The organism is Moorena sp. SIO3H5, from assembly GCF_010692395.1.
Taxonomy (GTDB): Bacteria; Cyanobacteriota; Cyanobacteriia; order Cyanobacteriales; family Coleofasciculaceae; genus Moorena.
On the sequence record NZ_JAAHHS010000089.1, the window covers coordinates 1 to 22,711 of the forward strand.

Here is a 22,711-nt window from a genome sequence, read left to right on the forward strand (position 1 = left end):
TTACTAAAATCGTTGTCGCTTTCGCTAGTCCAACACCATGAATTTGGGTCAATTCTTGAGCTTTAATATTCCGCAACACAGCCATTGGGTCTCGTTGGTCTTTGGCAAGTTCCTGTAAAATTAACTGTCCCAAACCCATGGCAGAAAGCTTTCCTTTGCCTTGACCTGTACCTAAAAGAATTGCTAGCAGTTCCGCTGTCGCTAGATTTTTAGCTCCTAGAGCAACTAATCGCTCACGAGGACGTTCACTGATCGGAATATCAGCAATTCTCAGGCAATATGTCATAGATGTACAGTGATCAAGACTGAAGGGATTTATCTTTAGTTATCCCGTTTTGAGCTAAGAAAGCTAGATTCGATGGGATTATGGTGATTATCCCAATAATCTAGATGGGGAGATGGGCGATGGAACGATGGAGAAATGGGGAGATGGGGAGATGAAGAAATTAGGTCTCCATAAACACAAATGATTAGCACAATTCAATAATACTGTCGTGCCAAATTGGCGGTTTTGCCAAATCTTTACATAACTGATTTTATTTAGTGCATAAATATTTGAATACAACCATGAAGGTTGAGTGGTGGATTGTCTAAGAAGGTTATCCCTTGAGTAGCGGACTTTTCAGCAACACCAATTAGCTACCAACAAGGAAAATTCCATAAATTCTAATTATATTGACTGACTTAATACCTCAAAGCCTGTAATAGCTATGTTACGATGACTATTTCTTTACAATCAAAATATAAAGATTTCCGGTAGACTGCTTCAGAATTAAGTAAAATTTTGATGAATTTATCACAATCTTCGTCCCAATCACTAGGATTAGCTGAGATGATGTCAAATCGAAAGGATATAGACATCTACCAAATTAACTATGTCAAATCAACTATTTAATCTTTCAAATCTTAACGGCAGTAATGGGTTCTCTATTAATGGTGTTACATTAGGTGACCGGTCCGGTTTCTCAGTCAGCAGTGCTGGAGATATAAACGGTGATGGCAATCTTGACCTGATTATCGGAGCCCCAGGGACTGATCCCAATGGGGATTTTTCAGGTACAAGCTATGTGGTGTTCGGTGGTCCAGGTGTGGGTGCTGGTGGTAGCATCGAACTCGCTGACCTAGACGGTACTAACGGTTTTTTGATTGGAGGTCTTAATGAGGCTGAATTCTTAGGTTTCTCCGTTAGCAGTGGTGGAGATATCAATGGTGATGGTACGAGTGACCTATTGGTAACTGCTCCTGGTGCTGGTATCAATAACAATGGTGTTAGCTATGTAATATTTGGCGGTTCTACTATCGGCTCTACTGGTAGCGTAGATCTTTCATCTGGCGTAGCTATCAATGGTATCGATCCTGGTGAATTTTCCGGTTATTCCATCAGCAATTTAGGGGACGTTAACGGCGATGGTAACGATGACATCTTGATTGGTGCTCCTAATGCTTTGTTACCGTTACCTAATTTTCCTCCCGGTAGTAATTCTGGCGAAGCTTATGTGGTATTTGGGGGTACAGTAACTCCTGGCATTAGCCTAGTCCTTACCAGTAGTGTTCCAGGAAACCTGGCAGGTTTTTCAGTCAGTAGTGCTGGGGATATCAATGGTGATGGCATCAACGATTTCGCTATCGGTGCTCCTGGTAGTAATTTTCTAACTAACAACAGTTCTGCTGGCAAAACTTATGTAGTCTTCGGTGGTACGACTCTTAGTGACAGTGGAACCCTAGATCTTTCATCAATATCCTCCGACCCCACCACTGGCTTCGTCATTGATGGTATTGATCAAAGTCCCACCCTCGATCGCGGTGACAGTGCAGGCTGGTCCGTGAGTGATGCTGGCGATGTCAATGGTGATGGTATAAGTGACTTAATCATTGGGGCTCCCTTTGTTGACTCCGATACCCAGACTAATGTTGGCGAGGCTTACGTAATCTTTGGCGGCACCGATGTTGCTGGTACAGGAAACTTAGACCTTGCAAGCCTTGATGGTACCAATGGCTTTGCTATCACAGGGATTGAAGCAGAGGGTCTCTTGGGCTCGTCAGTTACTTATGCTGGGGATCTCAACCAAGATGGGTATGCTGATGTTGCCATTGGAGCTGAAGGTGCAGGCAAAGTTTATGTGCTATTCGGCAGTGAAGAGTTGGGCACTACTGGCAGTGTAGATCTTTCTACTTTAAACGGGGAAAATGGATTAGTTATCGAAGGTACTGACTCCCTAGGCTTCTCAGTAAGTGAAGCAAAAGATGTTAATAGTGATAGTATTGATGACCTAATTATCGGCGCACCTGGTCTTGAGCTGAGTACATCCAATGGCAACACCCCAGGGAATAGCTATGTCCTATTCGGTAATGTTGCTCCAGTCATAGACCTCAATGGTGTATCGACAGTTACCGATCCCGATCCAGATACCACTACTGATTCAGATACCACTACTGATTCAGATACCACTACTGATTCAGATACCACTACTGATCCAGATACTACTACTGATTCAGATACCACTACTGATTCAGATACCACTACTGATTCAGATACCACTACTGATTCAGATACCACTACTGATCCAGATACTACTACTGATTCAGATACCACTACTGATTCAGATACCACTACTGATTCAGATACCACTACTGATTCAGATACCACTACTGATTCAGATACCACTACTGATTCAGATACCACTACTGATTCAGATACTACTACTGATTTAGATACCACTACTGATCCAGATACTACTACTGATTCAGATACCACTACTGATCCAGATACTACTACTGATCCAGATACTACTACTGATTCAGATACCACTACTGATACCACTACCGATACCACTACTGATTCAGATACCACTACCGATACCACTACTGATACCACTACTGATACCACTACCGATCCAGCTCCTGAGCCAATTATTGCTGCTGCCCCAGCTATTGCAGCTGCTGCCCCAGCTATTGCAGATACCGACGGCATTGATGCTACTGTCACATTTACTGGTAATCAGCTGGCACTGTTCCCAGGTGGCAACTTGACTCTGAGTGATGCTAATAACACCACTCTGGTTGGCGCAACAGTAACAATTGCTAATCTACTGAATCCCACACAGGAACTGCTGAGTGTTGACAACACTGATACTCTGATAGCGGTTAGCTTCGATGCTGACAATGGTATCCTGACCTTAGATGGGGTAGATACCATCCAAAATTACCAGCAAGTCCTCAACACTCTCCAGTATGAAAACATATCTGGTGTGGATAGTGATCCAGACACAGTGTTTGATGCGCCTAGTCGCATTTTCCAGTTTGTGGTTGATGATGGTTTAGCTTTCAACAACCAAAGTGAGGTAGCTACTCTGATTGCTATCCAAGATAATAGCTCGAGTGTGATTGGTACTTTCCAGGATGATACCTTGCTTGGGGGTAATGGCGACGATACCCTAGACGGTATCTCAGGGAATGACTCCATCGACGGTGGAGCTGGTAATGATAGCCTGATTGGAGGAGATAACGCAGACACCTTGCTCGGTGGTGACGGTAATGACGTCCTTGATGGTGGCACTAATGGCGACTTCCTGGATGGTGGAGCTGGTAATGATAACTTGTCTGGGGGAGAAAACTCAGACACCTTGCTCGGTGGTGATGGTAATGACTCCCTATTTGGTGGTAACAGTGATGATACCTTAGAAGGTGGATTAGGGGATGATATCTTATCTGGTGCAGGGGGCATTGACACCTATGTCTTGAGCCCTGGTGAGGGAACAGATACTGTGATTAGTTTTGAAGATGGAATCGATCTGTTCAAGTTAGGTGGAGGTCTCACCTTTGAAGACCTGGTAATTGGTAATAACCTAGGCGCGACTACTATTAGTGCCAATGGGGAAGTCTTAGCACAGGTGTTTGGGATATCCGTAAGTCAGCTCACAGCGGCAGATTTTGTTGTTGATGAGGATGTAATCGTTTAATTCAAGAGCCGCACACCCACTTCCAGAGTGGGTGTGTTGGTCCTTGCTGACAAATCCGTTGTACTTGTTGCTCCAGGCGTTTCTGTTCTAAGGGTGGTAATCCAAATAAAATATTGCGACTTTGCCAAACTAAGACGGCTAAGGTTGTGCCAATACAGATAGCCAGACCTATTGCAGGCAAATGGTTGTAGATAATGCTATACCGGAGTGCTGCCCAGGTAAAATGCGATCGCATCAGGGAAATTTCATACTGCCAAGCCCACAGGCTTAATGGAGCAACAGTTATCCAGAGAATGCCTACGAAAATCCACCTACCATAAACAGTTAATTGATGTAATCGTTTTACCCTGGCCTGAACGATTGGGTCAAGGGTAATTTTTCTTCTTGGGCTATCTGGCTGCTCCATAATTAGAAGATTATTGAAAATGAGAACTAAACTTCATCAGAAAATTCTGCTTCAATCACTGAAGTCCCCTCCTTTTCGGGCTTAACCGGAACATCGACTACAGACTGAGCTTTACCAGTGCGCTCTCTCCACCAAGCTAACAGGGTACTGGCAATAAAAATACTGGAGTAAGACCCTGCTGTAAAACCAATAATTAGTGCTAAGGCAAAGAATTTTAGGGTTTCTCCCCCGAATAGCAAGATTGCTAACAGGGGTAGCAAGGTAGTTAAGGTAGTATTGATGGAGCGGGTTAAGGTTTGATTAACAGCATCTTCTACAATTTGATTGATATGTTGACCTGGCTTGAGTTTAATGACTTCTCGCACCCGGTCGTAAATCACCACAGTATCATTAACAGAAAAACCAATAATTGTCAATAGGGCAACCACAAATAAGGTATCGACTTCTACCCCTAGCACTAAACCTAGGATAGAGAAAAGACCAATAGCGATTAAGACATCGTGGAACAGGGCAACGAAAGCGAATAGGCCATAGTCAAACTCGAATCGGAAGGTAAGGTAGACAAAAATGCCCACAAAGGCCATAAACAAAGCGATTAAGCCAGAAATAAACAGTTGCCTGCCCAAGGTGGGACCAACGGTGTCAATCTGAGTAGATTTGGGATCGAAAACACCAAGACGCTCGGTTAGAGCAGTTTGCAACTGGGTGCGTTGTTCAACATCTAATGTTTTAGTCCGAATTGTCAGGGCTTGTTTTTCTTCCCCTAGTATTTGGATACTGCTATTGCCAAGACTTTGTGCTGTCATGACGTCTCGCACCAAGGCCAAATCGATGGGTTGGTCGCAGTTTCCGGGTTGAGTACAGTCTCTCTCTAGCTGTAGGCGGGTACCACCAACAAAATCGAGACCTAACCTTAAAGGGGCTCCTAGTTGGATAAAAGAAATCACCATGGCAATGATACCGACCGTAATCAGGGCGGTTGAGATGCTCCACCAAAGCGATCGCGTTTTAATTACATTAAGTTTCATATTGACTTTTTTATTGATAAATCCTTATTTAGCAAAGGGAGTAGGGAGTAGGGAGTAGGGAATAAAATTATCACAATTAATTTAATTTAGGATTGCTATAAATTAATTGTGAATGATGAATTATGAAATGGGTTTGTTGATGGAACCTGAGCCTGGTCAACTAAACCTTTTCTCCACAAAGTTATCGACAACTAGGATGAAGGATTAAATAGATTTTTTAGTTGACCAGGATCGAGTTCAACTAAACCCTTTCTCCATAACTAATAATTACACTTCCTACTTCATAGTTCCTACTTCATAGTTCGTAATTTCTAAACTATTGGGTTGGTAAATTCGGGCAGAATAGTTCTGGTTTCTGACGTACTCCTGGAAGTCCTAAAACTGCCACTAGCATCAGGGTGCGACTACAGGTAAGGGCGGTAAACATACTGATTCCTACCCCAATGCCTAGGGTTACGGCAAAGCCTTTGACTAGACCTGAGCCTAGCCAAAACAGTACTGCACAGGCGATTAATGTGGTCACATTTGCATCCAAAATACTAGAAAAGGCTCGGTAAAACCCGGACTCTACTGAGCGATACAAGGTCTTACCAGCACGTAATTCTTCCCGTGTCCGCTCAAAAATCAGCACATTAGCATCAACTGCCATACCGATACTAAGGATAAAACCAGCAATTCCGGGTAGGGTTAAGGTAACACCTAATAAGGCAAATGCTGCGATGGTAATTAAAGCGTAGATACTCAGAGCAATATTAGCAATGATGCCAGGCAGTCGGTAATAGAACACCATAAAGATTAATACTAAAATCAGACCAACTACAGCAGCATAGATACTACGTTGAATACTATCTCGTCCTAAGGTTGCCCCTACGGTGCGATTCTCCACGATTTCCACTGGCAAAGGTAAGGAACCTCCCCGCAGCTGGGCAGCAAATTCATAGGCACTTTGGGTATCAAAGTTACCGGTAATCACTGCTGCACCACCACTGATGCCATTTTCAGCATATTGCGCTGCCACACTCGGAGCACTAATTAGTAAATTGTCGAGGAAAATACCAATGCTGCGTCCTGTACCGGCAATGTTCTTGGTCAGCTCGGCAAACTTTTGAGCTCCCTCACTATCAAATCGGATAGCCACTTCCCAAGCACCACCAGTTTGAAGAGGTTGGGGACGAGCATCTTGGAGGTTTTTGCCAGTCAGACCAGTGCTTTCAAATAGTTCAAGGATGGCTTGGTTACTACGATTGATAGCAGCTTGATTTTCTGCGATCGCATCTCCATCACCATTATTGCGCAATACCTCTTGGTTGAATTGTAGTTCTCGTAGCACTTGCTGTTCAACCTGCAGCTGTGCGTCTGTACCAATGTTTTGCTTGAGAAAATCCAGCTGTGCTGTTCCCCCTAGTACCCGTTCCGCTTGTTGCGGGTCATTGACACCAGGTAGCTGTACCAAAAGCTGGTCTTTGCCAACGGTTTGCACTACCGACTCAGAAACCCCTAGGGCATTGACTCGACCTTCTATAACGGTTTTCACTGCGTCTAATTGCTCAGCCGTGATTTCCGTAATCTCTTCGGTAGTGTTAATCTGAATTGTGAGTTGAGCCCCTCCCTGCAAGTCCAGTCCTAACCGGATTGGAAATTGCACCAGTACTATAATTGCTGTAATTACAAGTACTATGATTAAGGCTAATAGTGAACGCTGTTTTTGCATGACTACGACCCGCCGCAACAAATGCTATGATAATCTGTTTTGGCGAGCCTAGTAACTGAGAAAGTTTAAAGTCTAAAGTCTAAAGTCTGAAAGCTGGAGATTTAAGTATTCCATGGATTGGTTACTTAGTATAGTTAGTTAGCAATCGGAATCTTTTTAACCTCCAGCATCCAAAGATCAGTAACGCCCCCTGCATGGCTAATGCCTAAGCTTCATTTGCCAAGCTTTAAATTAAATCCGCAAAGCCACCATCTTTTTCACACCCTCGACAATCTGATGGGGTTGGACAATGGTGAGATTTTCCAAAACCCCGTTGTAGGGAGTGGGAATATCTTGGGATGAAAGCCGAAGCACTGGCGCATCGAGTTCATCAAACCAGCGCTCGTTAATCGATGCTGTTAATTCTGCCCCAATACCACCGGTTTTCATGCACTCTTCTACAATAATGACTCGGTGGGTTTTGGCTAGTGAAGCACCAATGGTTTCAAAGTCTAGAGGCTTTAGGGAAATCAGGTCAATCACCTCAGGATCATACCCCTCTTTTTCCAGCTGCTTAGCGGCTTGCATGGCGTGGTGACGCATCCGGGAGTAGGTAAGAATGGTAACATCCTTACCAGGGCGTACAACTTCAGCTTTATCAAGGGGTACCAAGTACTCCTGTTCTGGCAGATTTTCTTTCAGATTGTAGAGCAGGACGTGTTCAAAGAACAATACTGGGTTATCATCTCGAATGGCAGATTTTAGCAACCCTTTTCCATTGTAGGGGGTGGAGCAAGCAACGATTTTGAGACCGGGAACTGCCTGAAAGTAGGCTTCTAGACGCTGGGAGTGCTCGGCCCCTAACTGACGTCCGACACCACCAGGACCTCTAACCACCATCGGGATTTTAAAATTACCACCAGAGGTATAACGCAGCATCCCGGCATTGTTGGAAATTTGGTTGAATGCCAGGAGTAAAAACCCCATATTCATGCCTTCGACAATTGGTCGTAAACCTGTCATTGCTGCACCCACAGCTAGACCAGTAAAGCTATTTTCGGCAATGGGGGTATCCAGAAGCCGCAAGTCACCGTATTTTTTACACAGATCTTTGGTAACTTTGTAGGAACCACCGTAGTGACCAACATCTTCACCGATTACAAATACTGTCTCATCTCGTGCCATTTCTTCGTCTATGGCTTCACGCAGAGCATTAAAGAATAGTGTTTCTGCCATTAATAATTCAATATAGGGGGCTACTGTGATCCTAGCATTGCCAGAGCCCTCGAATGATGATACACAGGTAAGTTTCCCACAGGTAAGTCGGGCAGATTGATAGGTGCGCTCTTACCATTAAGAATTAAATTCGCGCTTTGGCGCGCCCATGCTGTGGAAGCGCTAATCAATAGTCTTGAATGTACTACTTCACCCGATCCTCGAGTTTGCTAATATATTCTCTATTATGATAGGATTCTTACTTTGAAATTCCGCTCTTCTTGGGGAAGAAGTCAAGGGATAGAATAGATTCAGCACTTCGGGGCATCCCTTACCATAACTGCAACCGTCAGAGGTCTAGGGTGACTACGCTTCGGAAAACCGAACCACTGGCTATATACAATTTTAATCAAAATATCATCTATATATATAGTAGTTGTAATTCATTGAACGAGTTGACAGCATTCATCTTGAGGAGAATAAAGGACGCATGGGCAAGGTAGTCGGCATTGACCTGGGTACAACAAACTCCGTGGTGGCTGTCATCGAAGGCGGTAAGCCGGTGGTAATTGCTAATGCGGAAGGTATGCGCACAACTCCGTCAATGGTTGGCTTTAGTAAGGATGGGGAAAGGGTTGTAGGACAATTAGCACGCCGCCAAGCTGTGCTTAATCCCCAAAATACCTTCTATGGGGTGAAGCGGTATATTGGACGTAAGTATGCTGAACTGAATCCAGAGTCAAAGCGGGTTGCCTATACCATTCGCCGGGATGAAAGTGGTAATGTCAGAATTAAGTGCCCCCGCTTGAAAAAAGACTTTGCCCCAGAGGAAATTTCTGCAATGATCCTGCGGAAGTTGGCGGATGAGGCCAGCCGCTACCTGGGAGAGGAGGTAACAGGGACAGTAATAACAGTCCCGGCTTACTTTAATGATTCTCAACGGCAAGCCACACGAGATGCTGGACGAATTGCTGGGTTAGAGGTTCTGCGGATTCTTAATGAACCAACAGCAGCTTCTTTGGCTTATGGCTTGGATCTTGAGGCCAGCCAAACCATCCTGGTATTTGATTTGGGTGGGGGTACTTTTGATGTCTCAATCCTAGAGGTGGGGGATGGAGTGTGTGAAGTCCTATCCACCAGTGGTGATACTCAACTGGGGGGCAATGATTTTGATCGAAAAATTGTTGACTGGTTGGCAGAGCAATTTTTGGAATCAGAGGGAATTGATCTGCGACGCGATCGCCAAGCCTTACAACGGCTGACTGAAGCTGCAGAAAAAGCTAAGATCGAGCTATCTGGGGTGGGTGTAACTGATATTAATTTGCCCTTTATTACAGCGACAGAAGATGGTCCAAAACACCTAGAAACTAGGCTGAAGCGCTCTCAGTTTGAAGAGCTATGTATGGATCTAGTTAGTCGTTTGCGCAGACCCCTAAAACGAGCTTTCAAAGATGCTGGCTTAACTCCTATGGACATTGATGAAGTGATCTTGGTAGGAGGGGGAACCCGCACCCCGATGGTACAACAATTGGTGCGCAGCTTAATCGATCGGGAACCGAATCAGAACGTTAATCCTGATGAGGTAGTGGCAGTAGGAGCTGCAATTCAAGGAGGAATTCTCAACAGTGAAGTCAAAGATATCCTATTGCTGGATGTAACCCCGTTGTCCTTGGGTTTGGAAACTATTGGTGGGGTGATGAAAAAGTTAATCCCTCGCAACACGACTATCCCAGTCCGGCGGTCTGATATTTTTTCGACCTCCCAAAATAATCAGACTTTGGTGGAAATTCATGTCCTGCAAGGGGAACGGGATATGGCAACAGATAATAAGTCTTTGGGTCGGTTTAAGTTGACTGGTATTCCCCCAGCACCACGGGGAGTGCCCCAAATTCAGGTGGCTTTTGATATTGATGCCAATGGTATTTTGCAGGTATTGGCACTGGATAAAACTACTGGTCGAGAACAAAGCATTACCATTCAAGGGGCTTCTACCCTGAGTGAGGCGGAAGTCAATCAAATGATTCGTGAGGCAGAAGAATATGCTGAGATTGACCGGGAACGACGGGAACGAGTAGAGAAGCGCAATCGGGCAGAAAGTTTGGCTAATGAAGCGGAACGGCAACTGAGGGAGGTAGCTCTAGATTTTGGTAGACAGTTTGCTAGTGGTTATCGGCGTCAGATTGAAGGCTTAATTCAGGAGATGCGTCAATCCGTTGCCCAAAATGATGACCGGGCTATTGATCGGGCTCAAGGTGATCTACAAGATGCCCTCTATGAGCTCAAGCGAGAGGTACGGCTCCAATATGAGGAAGAAGAGGATGATGACTTGTTTGGCTCAATTCGTCGTACCTTCACCGGAGATAGTGACAGAGACCGATATTCTGAACGGGATTACCGGCGGGGGGACTCCTATGACTCCTATGGGGCTAGTTCATCGAGATCCACTCGCGATCGCTATCGCACAAACCCCCTTGAAAATGATTGGGATGAGGATGATGATTGGTTCTAAATTAGTCAGTAGTTAGTTGTTAGTAGTCAGTAGCCATAACTAATTAGCAATTAGTCTTTAGGTAAAAGCCTTGCCATTAAACCCCCAAAAACCGGGATAAAACGGGATTTTTTGGGGTATAATAGACAAAAATGCCAAGAATAGCCAACGATGTCTAAGCGCAAGAAAAAATCAGGCACAACAAAGAAGCTTTCAACCCAGGTAGTCCCAGTAATTGGGATGTCAATGGCAGTTGAAACTGAGCTTTTTGCCATAATGCAACGCTTAGGCATCGTTCGTTCTGAGTCCTACAACAAGCTTGGCAGCGTTAGCCATTGGGGGCTTGATTGGAGGAAAGCTTATCCAGAAATTAGAGCTTTTAGAACTCCTGAGTCTTTAGAACTGCCATCTAAACTGATGGAATGGACAGTAAGTGACGTGGCTAAAGCAATTACTGCCCAACAAGCCGCTTGTATTGAAGCATTAGGGAAAATTCTGCATAAGCGATTTCCAGGCCAAGAAAATAAAAAGCGCCGAAATGAATGCTACAAACAGCTATCAAGTCCCAGTTTCCTAGATAATCCATTTCTACATCGAATTGTTAGGAAGCAGTTTCAGCGTGGTCATTCTTCGACAAGAAATCAGATAATTTACCAACAGGGTGGGTACTCCTGTAAACGTATTTCCCGACACACTTACCAGTTAGAACTAGCGGGATTACGTAGAGGTAAACGGAATCGGATTCTGGTAAGGTCTAATCGTAAACTAACTGGACAGATTAGACTAATTTATAATCTTCAATTACAACGCTTTGAAGTCCACTTTATCGTTGATTATGGAACTGTCAATCTCCCGGCTGAACATCGTTCTATTGGTGTGGATAAGGGTTACACAGAAGCGTTTTATGATTCAGATGGCCGTGCCCATGGGTTAGGTCTAGGACAATTAGCAACTGCTAAGTCTAATAGAATTACCTTGAAAAACCGCAATCGTGGAAAATTGTGGGCACTACATCGAAAGCTAGAGAAAATAGATCCGGTTAAGTCAGCTCGCATACTAGAAAATAATCTGAGCCGAAAAACGGAAAATCGTCGCTACAGAAAAGACCAGGCAGGAATTATAGCCATTATAGGCGCTGCAAGTAGGTCACTTTTTAATGGGGAATCATTGAAAGTATTCGCAGAAGATTTAACCGAACCAATCAAAGGGAAACGTCAATCATTAGCAATGTCTCGAAAATTGAATAGCTGGATGAAAGGAGCTATTCGAGACTCTTTACAAAAATGGGCTAACTGGACTGGTTCAGTAGTTTTAGAAATTCAGCCAAGCTACACGTCGCAAGTTGACTCCGTAACTGGCACCCTGTTAGGGGTCAGGAAAGGGGACACCTTTACCAGATTTAATGGGGTCGTGTTGCAGGCTGATCACAATGCTGCACGGAATATTCTTGGTCGTGGTACAGATCACGAGATCTCCCGGTATACGAAAAGGGAAGAAGTCCAAGCAGTATTGTTGCGTCGTACCGCGCGTTTCCTCGAAGGTATGGACTTGAGTTTAGCTGATGCGGTTAAGCTAGGATGGCTTGATTCTAAGCATAGCAGAACTCAAGCTTTTAGGGATCTCCTGGCCGGGATGCCAGGAACGCTTAGATAGTGAGTGGAAGGTTCGACTCCAGTTACTGCTTGACCACTCCTCACTCAAGCAACAATAAATTGACCTTGACCGATTTATCCGGGTTTACCCCGATTAATACCGGTTTAAGAGTATCCCAACTCGGCTCTTCGCTTCAAACAATACTGACAATTGACGATTAATCGAGAATAGATCAACAAAGCGATGCAGCCCCTTAATACAGGGGTTTCCCCGATCAGGGAGTGCATTAAGACACTTCATTATTGACTAATTACTAATGACTATGCAAAACTATCGAGATTACTATGAAATGTTGGGTGTACCGACAGAGGCATCCAGCGAGGAAATTAAAAAGGCTTATCGGCGCTTAGCTCGACAGTATCACCCTGACCTGAATCCTGGAGATAAGACAGCAGAAGACAAGTTCAAGGATATTGGTGAGGCATATGAAGTTCTCTCTGACCCGAATAGGCGATCGCACTACGACCAATTCAGCCGATATTGGCAGAAGAAGAAATTTGGTAGAAAAGCGGCTAAAGCTGCTACTTTGATTAAAAATGTAGGCTGGAACGGCAATGGTCGTAGTTCAGCCCAAGGAGAGGATTATGGCAATTACCGGGACTTTAACACCTTCGTTGATCAACTACTCGGACGTCGCTCTAGTAGAAAGGCAACATCAACCCCATCTCCAGGGACTCGGGTAAGTTCCGACAGTGCGTTTCGACCAGGGAAAACTAAAACAGCCTACACTGTTAGTTCTCGTCTGAGACCTCAACCCAAATCCCAGCCTGAGCCTCAACCTTATCCCAAACCTCAACCTCAGGATATTGACGCTCGATTAACCCTACCTTTGGAAAAAGCCTATAGAGGGGGTCGAGAGCGAATTCGCCTAGAAGATGGACGGGCTTTAGAAATTGAGCTACCTGCTGGGATGGTAACCGGTGCCCTGGTGCGGCTCCAAGGTCAAGGTATTGATGGTGGATGTTTAAATTTAAAAATCACTGTGTCACCTCATCCCTTCTTTAAATTAGAGGAATTGGATGTGATTTGTGTAGTACCAGTAACACCTGCTGAAGCAGTATTAGGTGACTTAATAGAAGTTCCCACCTTGGATGGTAGAGTGCAAATTAATGTTCCTAGTGGGGTGAGGTCAGGACAAAAATTGCGCTTGGCCAATAAGGGTTATCCGAATCAAGAAGGGGGACGAGGGGATCAGGTAGTAGAAATTCAGATTGTTGTTCCCACCGAAGTCACTGAGGAGGTCAGAGAACTCTACGAAAAACTACGGCAAATTGAAAATTTTAATCCTCGCCAGGATTTACTGGTCTAGGAAAAAGCCTGACATCCAAGCATCTCAACCATGACCGTTAATGATTAAGTTAATGGTTAATAGGATCTTCGACGCCTAGAACTACGGGGACGTTGTCTGGAAGAAGAGCGCTCTTGATTCCTCAACTTACGACTAACTTGGACAAAGACATCTCGTTGCAGGTAAGGATAGTCATTTACCCAAATGTCTAAGCTAGGAATATAAATATCACTGGTCTGGGCAATCTTGCCTAAGTCAGGCTGATTGGACATGACCAACATCTGAGCAATTTGTCCAGGTGAAATATTTTTGTGGAAGCTTTGAAGGGGAACTTGCAGCTGACTCATAAATCCAGTTTTATCTTCTACTTCTAGATTTAACCGTCTCTCCCGGTGTTCCACAATTACCAACTCACCCCGCTGATTGACTTGTTCTTCTGTACCAATCAATTCCTCGGTTACAAATACATCCTCGATTCGGCCTTGCCAGAAGCCGCTATAGCCATATCGGCGCATCTTCAGGTTCCGCATACTTGCCCAATATACGGGACCCCACAACCAGTAAAGCCCTGCAGTGATCTCGAATAACACCCGGAAGGGAGCAAAACCTGAACCAAGAATGAAAGCTAAAATTAAAATCACCACGACTGCGATTAGAGAAATTAACAGTCGCCTTAAAAAATCCCGAAACTTACCCCAGTAGTAGCGATACTGGAGTCCCGTGGCTAGGACGGGAACCATTTGTTCAAACTTTTCGCGAGTGATCGGAATTAGCATGGGTTTTGTACTTAGTTCTTAGTCCTTAGTCTTTAGTTACTTAGTATTTAGTATTTAGTATTTAGATTTTTTGTGATTGATCTTAATTTTGACAAATTACCAATGACTAATGACTAATGGCTAATGACTAATAACGTAAGCATTCAGCCGTCAGCCGTCAGCCGTCAGCTTATTTTATTCAAAAGCACCGATCTAGTAGCGTGGGTGTAGCGCCTAAATTTTTCCAGTAACGTGGCCATTCGTGTAGCGTGGCCATAGGCTAAGGCCAAAGGCGAATGGCTGATAGCTGAGTGCTGATAGCTGAGTGCTTACCTAATGACTAATGACTGGTTACAAGATTTTCTCTAACCCATATAGTAGACCCTTGAGTTGGGTAACTTTGCGAATCGCGAGTAGTACTCCTGGCATATAGCAGGAACGGTCGCTGGTGTCGTGACGTAGGGTGTAGATTTGACCAGGGGCACCGAAGATGACTTCTTGGTGAGCAATTAAGCCAGGTAAACGCACGCTATGAATCCGAATGTTGTCTTCTGCAATACTTCCCCTGGCACCTTTTAGTTTTTCGGTTTCTTCCACCATTGCCGGATTATAGGTTTTACCCGTTCCAGCCATTCGTTGGGCGGTTTGAATAGCAGTACCGCTGGGAGCATCAGCTTTTTGGTTGTGGTGGAGTTCGATGATTTCTACGTGGTCAAAGTATTGGGAGGCTTGCACAGCTGCTTGTTGCAGTAATGCCATACCAATGGAGAAGTTGGGGATAATTAGGCAGCCAGTGCTGGCTTTTTCAGAAAATTCCGACAGGTCTTTGATTTGCTCGGGACTAAGACCAGTGGTGCCAACTACGGGGCGGATACCGTATGCGATCGCAGTTCGGATGTTGTCGTATATGGTGTCAGGGTGGGTAAAGTCTACCATCACCCCTTGGGTTTTTTCTTGGGTAGCAAGAACTAGATTGGCTTGCAGGTCATTAACAATGGGAATTTCAACTGGTTCGCACCCGGCAACTTCTCCGGCGTCAAGACCTAGATACTTAGGATTGGTATCGATGGCACCGATTAGGGTTATATCTTCGGCTTGAGAAACAGCCTTAATCACCTCTCGACCCATTTTTCCGGCGGCACCGTTTACGACTACTGGAATGGGATTTGAATCGGACATAGTTTCAGGATAGTTTGGGAGTCTGCCAAGGGAATTTTAATCTATATTGGTTAGTCTATGATTGGTTAGTCTATGATTGCGAGTTTTCCTGGGAGTGAGGTTAGGGGATTGAACCGTGAAGACGCGAGCGGACACCATCGATAGCACCAAGGATAGATCTGTTCAAATCTTGCTTGTTGTGATCAACCTGCGCTATTAGCCCCCAAATTCATCCCAAATTAAAGTTTACTAAGCTCTTTATCGGTGAGGCTAATCCTGAAAGAAGCGATTAGTGCTGTAGTACTAGGGTAGGGTGTGTGTCAGCTCAATACCTATTGAGCAAACAAAGTCTGGCTGAAATCAATTGTCACGGCTATACTGGCAAAGTCAGTATATGTTTGTAACTAGCTTAATTTGCTATATGAGTAGTGCTGTTAAAGTAGTTCAACCCACAGGGATTCTAGATGGTACACAAGCTGCCGATTTTCGTGAAGAGGTTAAGACGCTGGTCGAATCTGGAGAAACTATTATTTTGATTAATTTTCAAGATGTTACGTTTATGGATAGTTCTGGCTTGGGAGCATTGGTACTTGCTCTTAAAACTGTTCGTGCTGCTGGGGGGAAAATGTTTATCTGCTCAGTTAATGAGCAAATCAAAATGTTATTTGACCTGACCAGCATGGACAAAGTCTTTGATATCTTTCCTACACGAGAAGATTTTGAAAGCGAGGTGCTGTCTACAACATAATTTCCGGGAATTCTATAGGGCGAACGCCTTTGGGCGTAGCCCTTTCCAAATCCTAGATTTTGTTTTAAGCTGTTGCCCATTTAAATTGGATATTATTCAGTTATCAAAAAAAAATCAAACCCTATTCCCTGATCCCCTGCTGTCAGAACTATCAAATTTCCATTAAAACCAGCTTAGGTAAGGTAGGAATATGTTTTATGAAAATTGCCTAAAGCTTGATGAATTCGACACAACCAACTATGCTCCGATTGAAGACTCAGCAGCTTCAATTCATAAGCTTCGAGTCATAATAATTAATTTTTCAGTAATTTTACCGAAAAATTGGCAAAAAATTGGCTATCATATCAATTAGCGAAAGAATCCACCAATCATTTTTTATACTCCCACTAACCTGGCTGAACTCTTCTGATGATTTAGTGCCTTTCAGTCTCCTGTCTTCTCTTTAAAAGCTGCCAATTTTTGACATTGCCCATTGCCCATGGAAACACGCTAAGCAAACGGCCCACGCTACGGAAACTGAGGTTGATTAGCCCAGAACGAGCTGTTCATACAAAATTGATTTCTAGTAACGATAAATCATCATCAAAATAGTGTTTAGGGTTCACAGCTTGCAGAGATTTCAAAATCAAATCTAAGTTACAAGCACCATTGTGATTTTGCTTACACTCTGCCAGCAATCTGATGAACGGCTCAAGTCCCCAAACGTTTCCATTGGATTGGTTAATCTCGTAAATCCCATCGCTGAATATATATAGGGTGCTCGATTCAGTAATTTCACAGCATTGATCAATATAATCGGCATCTGGGAACATACCAACAGGTAAGCCAGGCGTTTTTAGACGTTGTACTTCCATCAAGGAACCATGGGTCTGAGCAATTAATATTGCAGGTGGATGTCCTGCACTAGCATAGACAAGTTGACGCTTGACCTTGTTATATACCCCATACCAGACCGTGAAGTACTTATCATTTCGCTCAGTAATCTGGAAGGTTTGGTTCAACCCTCGTAGAACATCACTCGGTTGATAGTAGTTAATCGACTTTAGAGCCCGCGACCTAAGTAAATTTAGCACTGAAAGTGTGGGCAAGGCAGCTCGTAAGCCATGTCCAGCAGCATCCAGCAGATAAATTGCCAAATGCTCTGAGTCTAGCCAATAATAGTCAAAGCCATCACCCCCCAGTTTTCGGGACGGAATAAATCGGGTGTCGATGGTCACCGATGGTTTGGTCATCCGGTCTGGAAGAATCGAACTAACATACTCTGCTGCCTCTGCTAATTCTCCCTCCAACAACTGCTTTTGGTGCTGCAAATCATGACTTAGTTGGTGTAACCTCAAGCCAGCCCTGACTCGTGCGTTCAACTCTGCTATTTCGATCGGCTTACACAGAAAGTCATCTGCTCCAGCATCTAGCCCTTCTACCCGGTCTTCAATGGAATTTCGAGATGTCACCAGAATAAATATGGTGGTTGAGAATCCTGGTGTTACCTTGAGTTGACGACAGACGTCCAATCCATTCATACCAGGCATAATCCAATCGCAAATCACTAGGGCTGGACGTAACTTTTCTACCTGTACCAAACCTTCTTCACCGTTGCTAGCTACAGCTACCTTATAACCCTGGTGGCAAAGAGTCCGTTTCAGTAACATCTGAATGGCTGGATCATCATCAATAATCAGAATTTGGTTCATGGCACTGAGGTTGTACAAATTACTTTAGGATTTATCAATACACTGACTTACTATCAGGACAGCCAGTAGATTCTGACCGGCTTAATTTCACGAAACCTTGATCGCGAAGCGTGGCCAGAGGCCAATCGCATAAGCGCGGAAGCTTCGCTTCATCGCGTAGCGTGGCCAGAGGCCAATCGCATAAGCGCGGAAGCTGAGGCCTTTGGCCACGCGGGGCGCGTTCGCTTGACTCGCGTAGCGTGACGTTCCGTCCATCAGACCCCAAGACAAATTAGACTGAGTTACTTTTATTGATGGCATTCCCTATTGGCGTATCGGATTTATTTGTGCTAACTTCTCTGTCTTGAACTGCTTCCAGTTTCTTCCCCCTTTTCGCGCATCTCCATCAATTTTTGCCGTTTTGGGCAACAGCTTATAGAGAGTAAGACCCCCTAGAGGGCAAGACCCCCTGGCTTGATAGAAAAGGGGAAAATAAACCCCTTTTGCCTCAACTGTTTTTAAGCGTGTTTCTGGCATAGCTTCTAGAAAAAATTTTCTTTGAAGGCATTTTTTTGAAGGCAATTGATTATTAGTCCATAGTAGAGGTAGATATAAATCTAGGTTAGACTGGATTCCTTGATCTTAGAGTACCCTTTGGAGAGAATCAGGCTTCAAAGTGGTTGATGTATGTGGTTGATGTATGTGGTTGATGTATGTGGTTGATGTCAAAGATTTTGAGGAATTGGAACAATTGAAAACATCTATCCAACAATTTCCTAGCGATCTTAAAGCGTTAGAAAGCGTTTTGGCATGGTTTGACCAGTTCAAACCATCGTCTGTTCGCCAAAAAGTCTGGTTGCAGTGCCAATTAGCTCTTGCTGAAGGATTTACCAATGCCGTTCGTCATGCTCACAAAGATGTGCCAGAAGACGTTTCCATTGATCTCGAAGTTACTTTATTCCCCCAGCGCTTAGAGTTTCGGATCTGGGATCAAGGCCCTCCCTTTGATTTAGAACAGCGGCTGAGAGAGCAAAAGCTGCAAATGAACCCTCAATCTGGTGGTGGACGTGGCATCGCTATACTACAAAAAATCGCTGATCATCTCAGTTATACCCGTACCGATGACAACCGGAACTGTTTGTTAATTGTGAAGTGTTATCAGGAATTGGGAAACAGGGATTTAAAAACTTTTTGTAAAGATAATGTTAAGGAGTCTCGATTACCGATTGTCAGACCGATGGAGTAGGATGATGAGATTGGTGATCTAATTGGCTGAAACTCGCTTTGCTGTGCTAGTTAGACTTTTGTGGACATTTATTTAGACTCAGCATAAAATAACACAAAATCTTTAATATTCTGAGTAATTCACTATTTTGTTTGGCAAAACCATACCGGGTTTGGAAGAGTATGCTCGCAAAATGCGATTGAACGTTTGCGCAGCGTCGGGCTTTGCCCGTGCATGTCATGCTGCGTGATTGGCCTATGGCCACGCTAAAAGCGATCGCTTTTAGCGTGGCTTTGCCCGTGCATGTTACGCTTCGCGTGACCTTTTCGGTGACCTTACTGGCGGCAAAGACTCTCCCTTATCACGGATAACCGTCTCTGTTGCTATGGGGCAATTACTGGGAAAATTACTTTGATCCTAAATAGAATTTACGGTAGCAGGCTTTGGTGAATCCTTCGCAAAACGTTGACCTGTCATCACCATAGGAACCCCATTTTCCGGAGTAATTCCTAATCCACGACGAGCTGGTTTAATGATTTTGTCTTGTGCTAAGGCTAAGTGATAATCAGACAGTACTTTAGCTAAAACCAGTTTCATTTCTAACATCGCCAAAGTAGCACCAATACAGCGTCGGTTTCCACCACCAAAGGGAAAATACTCATAGGCAGAGTATTGACCCTCAAGAAATCGTTCTGGTTTAAACTGATCGGAGTCTGGATAGAGGTCTTCTCGACGATGGGTTAAATAGGGACAGGGAACTAGGGTAGTATTGGCCTGATAGTGGTGACCCATAATAGTAATTGGGGCTGTGGTAATGCGGGGGAAGATCAGGAACGCCACTGGGTAAATCCGCAGGGTTTCGTAGGCTACTGCTGTGAGATAGGGCAGTTGGGCAATGGCCATCGGGTTTGGATGATCCCCTAAGCTATCAATTTCCTCTAGCAGTTTTTGGCGCACTGTCGGTAATCGATGAATCCAGTAAAATGCCCAAGCTAATGCGCTGGCAGTAGTTTCATGACCCGCAAACAACAAAGTCAATAACTGATCTTTTAACTCCTGATCACTCATCAACTCACCATTTTCGTCCCGAGCAGACATCATTAAACTGAGAATGTCATTGCCCATTAGCTCGGGTTGCTCTCGGCGCTGATTAATCTCTTCCTGAAGGAGGTTATAAATTTGCTGCCTACGCCGCACCAACTTCCCCCAAGGACTCCAAGCTCCTAAATCTCGTTGCAGGAAGTTAAAAAACAGCATACTAGAGCGCAGGGGCGAAGCCGTCATATCTAGCATGGCGGCCAGCAGTGGCTTGATTTTTTGGTAACGGGTACCCTCACCTAGACCGAAAACTCCCTCCATGATTACCTGGATGGTAATGTCTTGCATGGCACTACGGGCAGTAAAGGCTTGACCAATTACCCACTGACTCGCTACTTGCTCAGTAATATCACAAATCAATTTACTGTAGGAATTAATTCGTTGCCCATGAAAGGGGGGAATCAAGAGTTTACGCTGCCGCTGGTGGGGTTGACCATCGAGTAAAGTCATTGAGGTTTCACCCACCAAGGGTTGTAGCAACTTATTTCGTTCACCAGATTTAAACTGGCTAGGAGGAGCGGTCAAGACTTCCTGAATTGCTTGGGGATGGCTGAGGATGACTAACGTTTTCGAAGCACTTAGCCGTATGGTAAATGTATCTCCATAGCGTTCTACACACTGTTCCAAATATTTCAGAGGGTTAGCAACCCAATAGATTAACTGTAACCACTCAGGGATTTGAGGACCATCAGGCAATTTATTCACACTCGTTTTCCTCTGTTACTTTCTCAAGACCAATTGATTGTCTAACCTAAATTCCATATTGCAACAAAAGCTTCGGTTACCTTACTACTATCATAAATTCGCTTATAGACAAGCTATCAATAAGATTAATGGTAATTAAAACTAGTCGATTAATCCTATTCTGTTAGTCTGTGGGAATTAAAATAAAGCAAGATTTGATCTGAATCTCTATAAGGCAGGTAGAACAATGGATGTAGAGTGACAGATTCTCAAGTAGCCTCAATAGTCGTCTCAATCAATGTAATCCATAAGACATTTCACTGCTTGAAAACCCAAATTTAGCCAACATACTAATTCCGCACTAAGCGAGGTGATTGTAATATTTATTTAATACTCGTAATAATTAGAAAAGGTTTCTGAGACTATGACAGTTGGTAGCAGGGTTCCGACATTTTGTCAAGGAATTCAGTATTTTGAGAATACCATACCGGGTTTTGATGCGGCTTTTGACCAATACGGGCAAGGAGTAGCCATTGCCCTGGGGCAAAATGGTATCGCATCTCCTGAGGATCCAGCAGCTGTCTTCCAGACCTTACTGGCTGCTGATGCCCTACGCTACCTAACCCTGCACATCACTGCTAGTAAATCCTCTGGTCATCCAGGGGGATTTGCCAGCATTGCGGACGGGATTGCAGCCTTGGTAATGCTGGGTTACAAAAACATTATTACTGAAGTGGGACACCATGCCCCAGGCTTCTACAGTAACATGTTTCTGGACAGCTCCCTAGAGGAGATGGGCATTAAGACTGTAGAACAGATGGGGGAACGCTTCCGAGAAATGCACGGACTGCTCGGACACCTTTCTGGTCAAATCCCTGGACTCCTCAATCCGGCTGGCCCGCTGGGACAAGGGCAACACTTTGCCATGGCTGGGGCTTTGCTTCATCCAGGGGTACTATTCCCAGTTACCATTGGGGATGGGGGCTTGGGTGAACCTTATATCATGAGCAGTTTTGGTCACTTCTCTACGGCCTATCCCCAGGTGACTAATTTTCTGCCGGTCTTAGTGTGGAATGGTTACAGCCAGGAACACCATAGTATGGTTTCCACAAAGTCCAATCAAGAGATGATTGCATACTGGCAGGGCAATGGTTTCCAAGAGGTTATCTTAATCAATGCTAAGGATTATGATGATGCTGACCAACCTGGTGAGTATGTGGATAGCACAGAGTTTTCGTTGCAGAAGCGATTGGCATTTACCCAAGGGGTTTTGGAAGCTACGGATAAAGCGGCTAAATCAGCGTTGAGTGGTAAGTTAACGGTGCTGATTGTTAAACAACTAAAAGGAGCGGGAGTCCACAAACGGGGAGCCAAAGCTCACAATCTCTATCCAGGAGATACCCTGGAAAAAGATTATATTGTTAGTGCCCTGAAAGCTCGGGCCTTACCGTCTCAAGCCTGGGAATTAGTCAGGACAAATTTTGAGCGTTCTGGAGGAGGGCCAGCGGCTCATACTGTAGTCACAGAAAAGGAATTTCCTTTGCCAGATTTAGGTGAATTACCTTTAGAAGAATTTGTGATTGACGGAGAGAATAAAATAGCGACTACAGCGATGGGAACGATAGTTGCTCATGTGGGGCAAAAAG

General features: G+C 44.4%; 16 protein-coding genes and 1 pseudogene. 7 read left to right on the plus strand and 10 right to left on the minus strand.

The window, feature by feature from the left end; genetic code table 11:
* The coding region (locus F6K52_RS12605) for a UPF0758 domain-containing protein (protein WP_364417371.1) at nt 1–286 on the minus strand (286 nt) is incomplete at its 3' end.
* A 589-nt stretch (nt 287–875) separates the two neighbouring features.
* On the opposite strand from F6K52_RS12605, the gene F6K52_RS12610 reads away from it, so the two are divergent.
* The gene (locus tag F6K52_RS12610) at nt 876–3,959 is read left to right on the plus strand and encodes a hypothetical protein (protein WP_293077933.1); all 3,084 of its coding nucleotides are present in this window, start codon (nt 876–878) and stop codon (nt 3,957–3,959) included.
* Between the two features lies 1 nt (nt 3,960).
* On the opposite strand, the gene F6K52_RS12615 is transcribed toward F6K52_RS12610, so the two are convergent.
* From F6K52_RS12615 to F6K52_RS12630, 4 genes are all read right to left on the minus strand, one after another.
* The gene (locus F6K52_RS12615) at nt 3,961–4,365 is read right to left on the minus strand and encodes a hypothetical protein (RefSeq protein ID WP_293077935.1); all 405 of its coding nucleotides are present in this window, start codon (nt 4,363–4,365) and stop codon (nt 3,961–3,963) included.
* Nucleotides 4,366–4,391: 26 nt separating this feature from the next.
* Nucleotides 4,392–5,393: a protein translocase subunit SecF gene (secF, locus tag F6K52_RS12620; protein WP_293077937.1), complete on the minus strand. Its 1,002-nt coding sequence runs from the start codon at nt 5,391–5,393 to the stop codon at nt 4,392–4,394.
* A 316-nt stretch (nt 5,394–5,709) separates the two neighbouring features.
* The gene (secD, locus tag F6K52_RS12625; RefSeq protein ID WP_293077939.1) at nt 5,710–7,104 is read right to left on the minus strand and encodes a protein translocase subunit SecD; all 1,395 of its coding nucleotides are present in this window, start codon (nt 7,102–7,104) and stop codon (nt 5,710–5,712) included.
* 231 nt (nt 7,105–7,335) lie between these two features.
* Nucleotides 7,336–8,319, minus strand: a complete 984-nt coding sequence (locus F6K52_RS12630; protein WP_293077940.1) for an alpha-ketoacid dehydrogenase subunit beta — start codon at nt 8,317–8,319, stop codon at nt 7,336–7,338.
* Nucleotides 8,320–8,788: 469 nt separating this feature from the next.
* Here F6K52_RS12630 and dnaK point away from each other — a divergent pair, with 469 nt between their 5' ends.
* The 3 genes from dnaK to F6K52_RS12645 all read left to right on the plus strand — a co-directional run bounded on the left by dnaK (nt 8,789) and on the right by F6K52_RS12645 (nt 13,748).
* Nucleotides 8,789–10,807 (plus strand): molecular chaperone DnaK, encoded by a 2,019-nt coding sequence (dnaK, locus tag F6K52_RS12635; RefSeq protein ID WP_293077941.1) that lies wholly within the window; start codon nt 8,789–8,791, stop codon nt 10,805–10,807.
* Between the two features lie 150 nt (nt 10,808–10,957).
* On the plus strand, nt 10,958–12,439 hold the full coding sequence (locus F6K52_RS12640) for a zinc ribbon domain-containing protein (protein ID WP_293077942.1): 1,482 nt from the start codon (nt 10,958–10,960) through the stop codon (nt 12,437–12,439).
* 262 nt (nt 12,440–12,701) lie between these two features.
* Entirely contained in the window at nt 12,702–13,748 is a 1,047-nt protein-coding gene (locus tag F6K52_RS12645) for a J domain-containing protein (protein ID WP_293077959.1), read from the plus strand.
* Nucleotides 13,749–13,804: 56 nt separating this feature from the next.
* Here the strand turns inward: F6K52_RS12645 and F6K52_RS12650 are convergent, their stop codons facing one another.
* Nucleotides 13,805–14,503, minus strand: a complete 699-nt coding sequence (locus F6K52_RS12650) for a phosphate ABC transporter permease (protein WP_293077944.1) — start codon at nt 14,501–14,503, stop codon at nt 13,805–13,807.
* 330 nt (nt 14,504–14,833) lie between these two features.
* A complete protein-coding gene (dapB, locus tag F6K52_RS12655; protein WP_293077946.1) occupies nt 14,834–15,661 on the minus strand; it encodes a 4-hydroxy-tetrahydrodipicolinate reductase in 828 nt (275 codons plus the stop codon).
* A 400-nt stretch (nt 15,662–16,061) separates the two neighbouring features.
* On the opposite strand from dapB, the gene F6K52_RS12660 reads away from it, so the two are divergent.
* Nucleotides 16,062–16,388: an STAS domain-containing protein gene (locus tag F6K52_RS12660; RefSeq protein WP_293077948.1), complete on the plus strand. Its 327-nt coding sequence runs from the start codon at nt 16,062–16,064 to the stop codon at nt 16,386–16,388.
* Nucleotides 16,389–16,933: 545 nt separating this feature from the next.
* Here the strand turns inward: F6K52_RS12660 and F6K52_RS12665 are convergent.
* Nucleotides 16,934–18,079, minus strand: coding sequence for a SpoIIE family protein phosphatase (locus tag F6K52_RS12665; protein ID WP_293077950.1), 1,146 nt, complete (start codon nt 18,077–18,079; stop codon nt 16,934–16,936).
* Between the two features lie 303 nt (nt 18,080–18,382).
* The gene (locus F6K52_RS12670) at nt 18,383–18,595 is read right to left on the minus strand and encodes a hypothetical protein (RefSeq protein ID WP_293077953.1); all 213 of its coding nucleotides are present in this window, start codon (nt 18,593–18,595) and stop codon (nt 18,383–18,385) included.
* Nucleotides 18,596–18,767: 172 nt separating this feature from the next.
* On the opposite strand from F6K52_RS12670, the gene F6K52_RS12675 reads away from it, so the two are divergent.
* On the plus strand, nt 18,768–19,304 hold the full coding sequence (locus tag F6K52_RS12675; protein WP_293077955.1) for an ATP-binding protein: 537 nt from the start codon (nt 18,768–18,770) through the stop codon (nt 19,302–19,304).
* Nucleotides 19,305–19,700: 396 nt separating this feature from the next.
* Here F6K52_RS12675 and F6K52_RS12680 read toward each other — a convergent pair whose 3' ends face one another.
* Nucleotides 19,701–21,086, minus strand: a complete 1,386-nt coding sequence (locus F6K52_RS12680) for a cytochrome P450 (protein WP_293077957.1) — start codon at nt 21,084–21,086, stop codon at nt 19,701–19,703.
* Nucleotides 21,087–21,489: 403 nt separating this feature from the next.
* Between F6K52_RS12680 and F6K52_RS12685 the strand changes: the two are divergent.
* A pseudogene (locus tag F6K52_RS12685) lies at nt 21,490–22,711 on the plus strand (phosphoketolase); the annotation flags it as partial.

What these genes read in the sequence shown, in the direction of transcription:
- F6K52_RS12670 (WP_293077953.1), bottom strand. Translation starts at nt 18,595, where the DNA reads ATGCCAGAAACACGCTTAAAAACAGTTGAGGCAAAAGGGGTTTATTTT.
- F6K52_RS12640 (WP_293077942.1), top strand. Translation starts at nt 10,958, where the DNA reads ATGTCTAAGCGCAAGAAAAAATCAGGCACAACAAAGAAGCTTTCAACC.
- F6K52_RS12675 (WP_293077955.1), top strand. Translation starts at nt 18,768, where the DNA reads ATGTATGTGGTTGATGTCAAAGATTTTGAGGAATTGGAACAATTGAAA.
- F6K52_RS12645 (WP_293077959.1), top strand. Translation starts at nt 12,702, where the DNA reads ATGCAAAACTATCGAGATTACTATGAAATGTTGGGTGTACCGACAGAG.
- secD (WP_293077939.1), bottom strand. Translation starts at nt 7,104, where the DNA reads ATGCAAAAACAGCGTTCACTATTAGCCTTAATCATAGTACTTGTAATT.
- dnaK (WP_293077941.1), top strand. Translation starts at nt 8,789, where the DNA reads ATGGGCAAGGTAGTCGGCATTGACCTGGGTACAACAAACTCCGTGGTG.
- dapB (WP_293077946.1), bottom strand. Translation starts at nt 15,661, where the DNA reads ATGTCCGATTCAAATCCCATTCCAGTAGTCGTAAACGGTGCCGCCGGA.
- secF (WP_293077937.1), bottom strand. Translation starts at nt 5,393, where the DNA reads ATGAAACTTAATGTAATTAAAACGCGATCGCTTTGGTGGAGCATCTCA.
- F6K52_RS12610 (WP_293077933.1), top strand. Translation starts at nt 876, where the DNA reads ATGTCAAATCAACTATTTAATCTTTCAAATCTTAACGGCAGTAATGGG.
- F6K52_RS12630 (WP_293077940.1), bottom strand. Translation starts at nt 8,319, where the DNA reads ATGGCAGAAACACTATTCTTTAATGCTCTGCGTGAAGCCATAGACGAA.
- F6K52_RS12650 (WP_293077944.1), bottom strand. Translation starts at nt 14,503, where the DNA reads ATGCTAATTCCGATCACTCGCGAAAAGTTTGAACAAATGGTTCCCGTC.
- F6K52_RS12660 (WP_293077948.1), top strand. Translation starts at nt 16,062, where the DNA reads ATGAGTAGTGCTGTTAAAGTAGTTCAACCCACAGGGATTCTAGATGGT.
- F6K52_RS12615 (WP_293077935.1), bottom strand. Translation starts at nt 4,365, where the DNA reads ATGGAGCAGCCAGATAGCCCAAGAAGAAAAATTACCCTTGACCCAATC.
- F6K52_RS12665 (WP_293077950.1), bottom strand. Translation starts at nt 18,079, where the DNA reads ATGAACCAAATTCTGATTATTGATGATGATCCAGCCATTCAGATGTTA.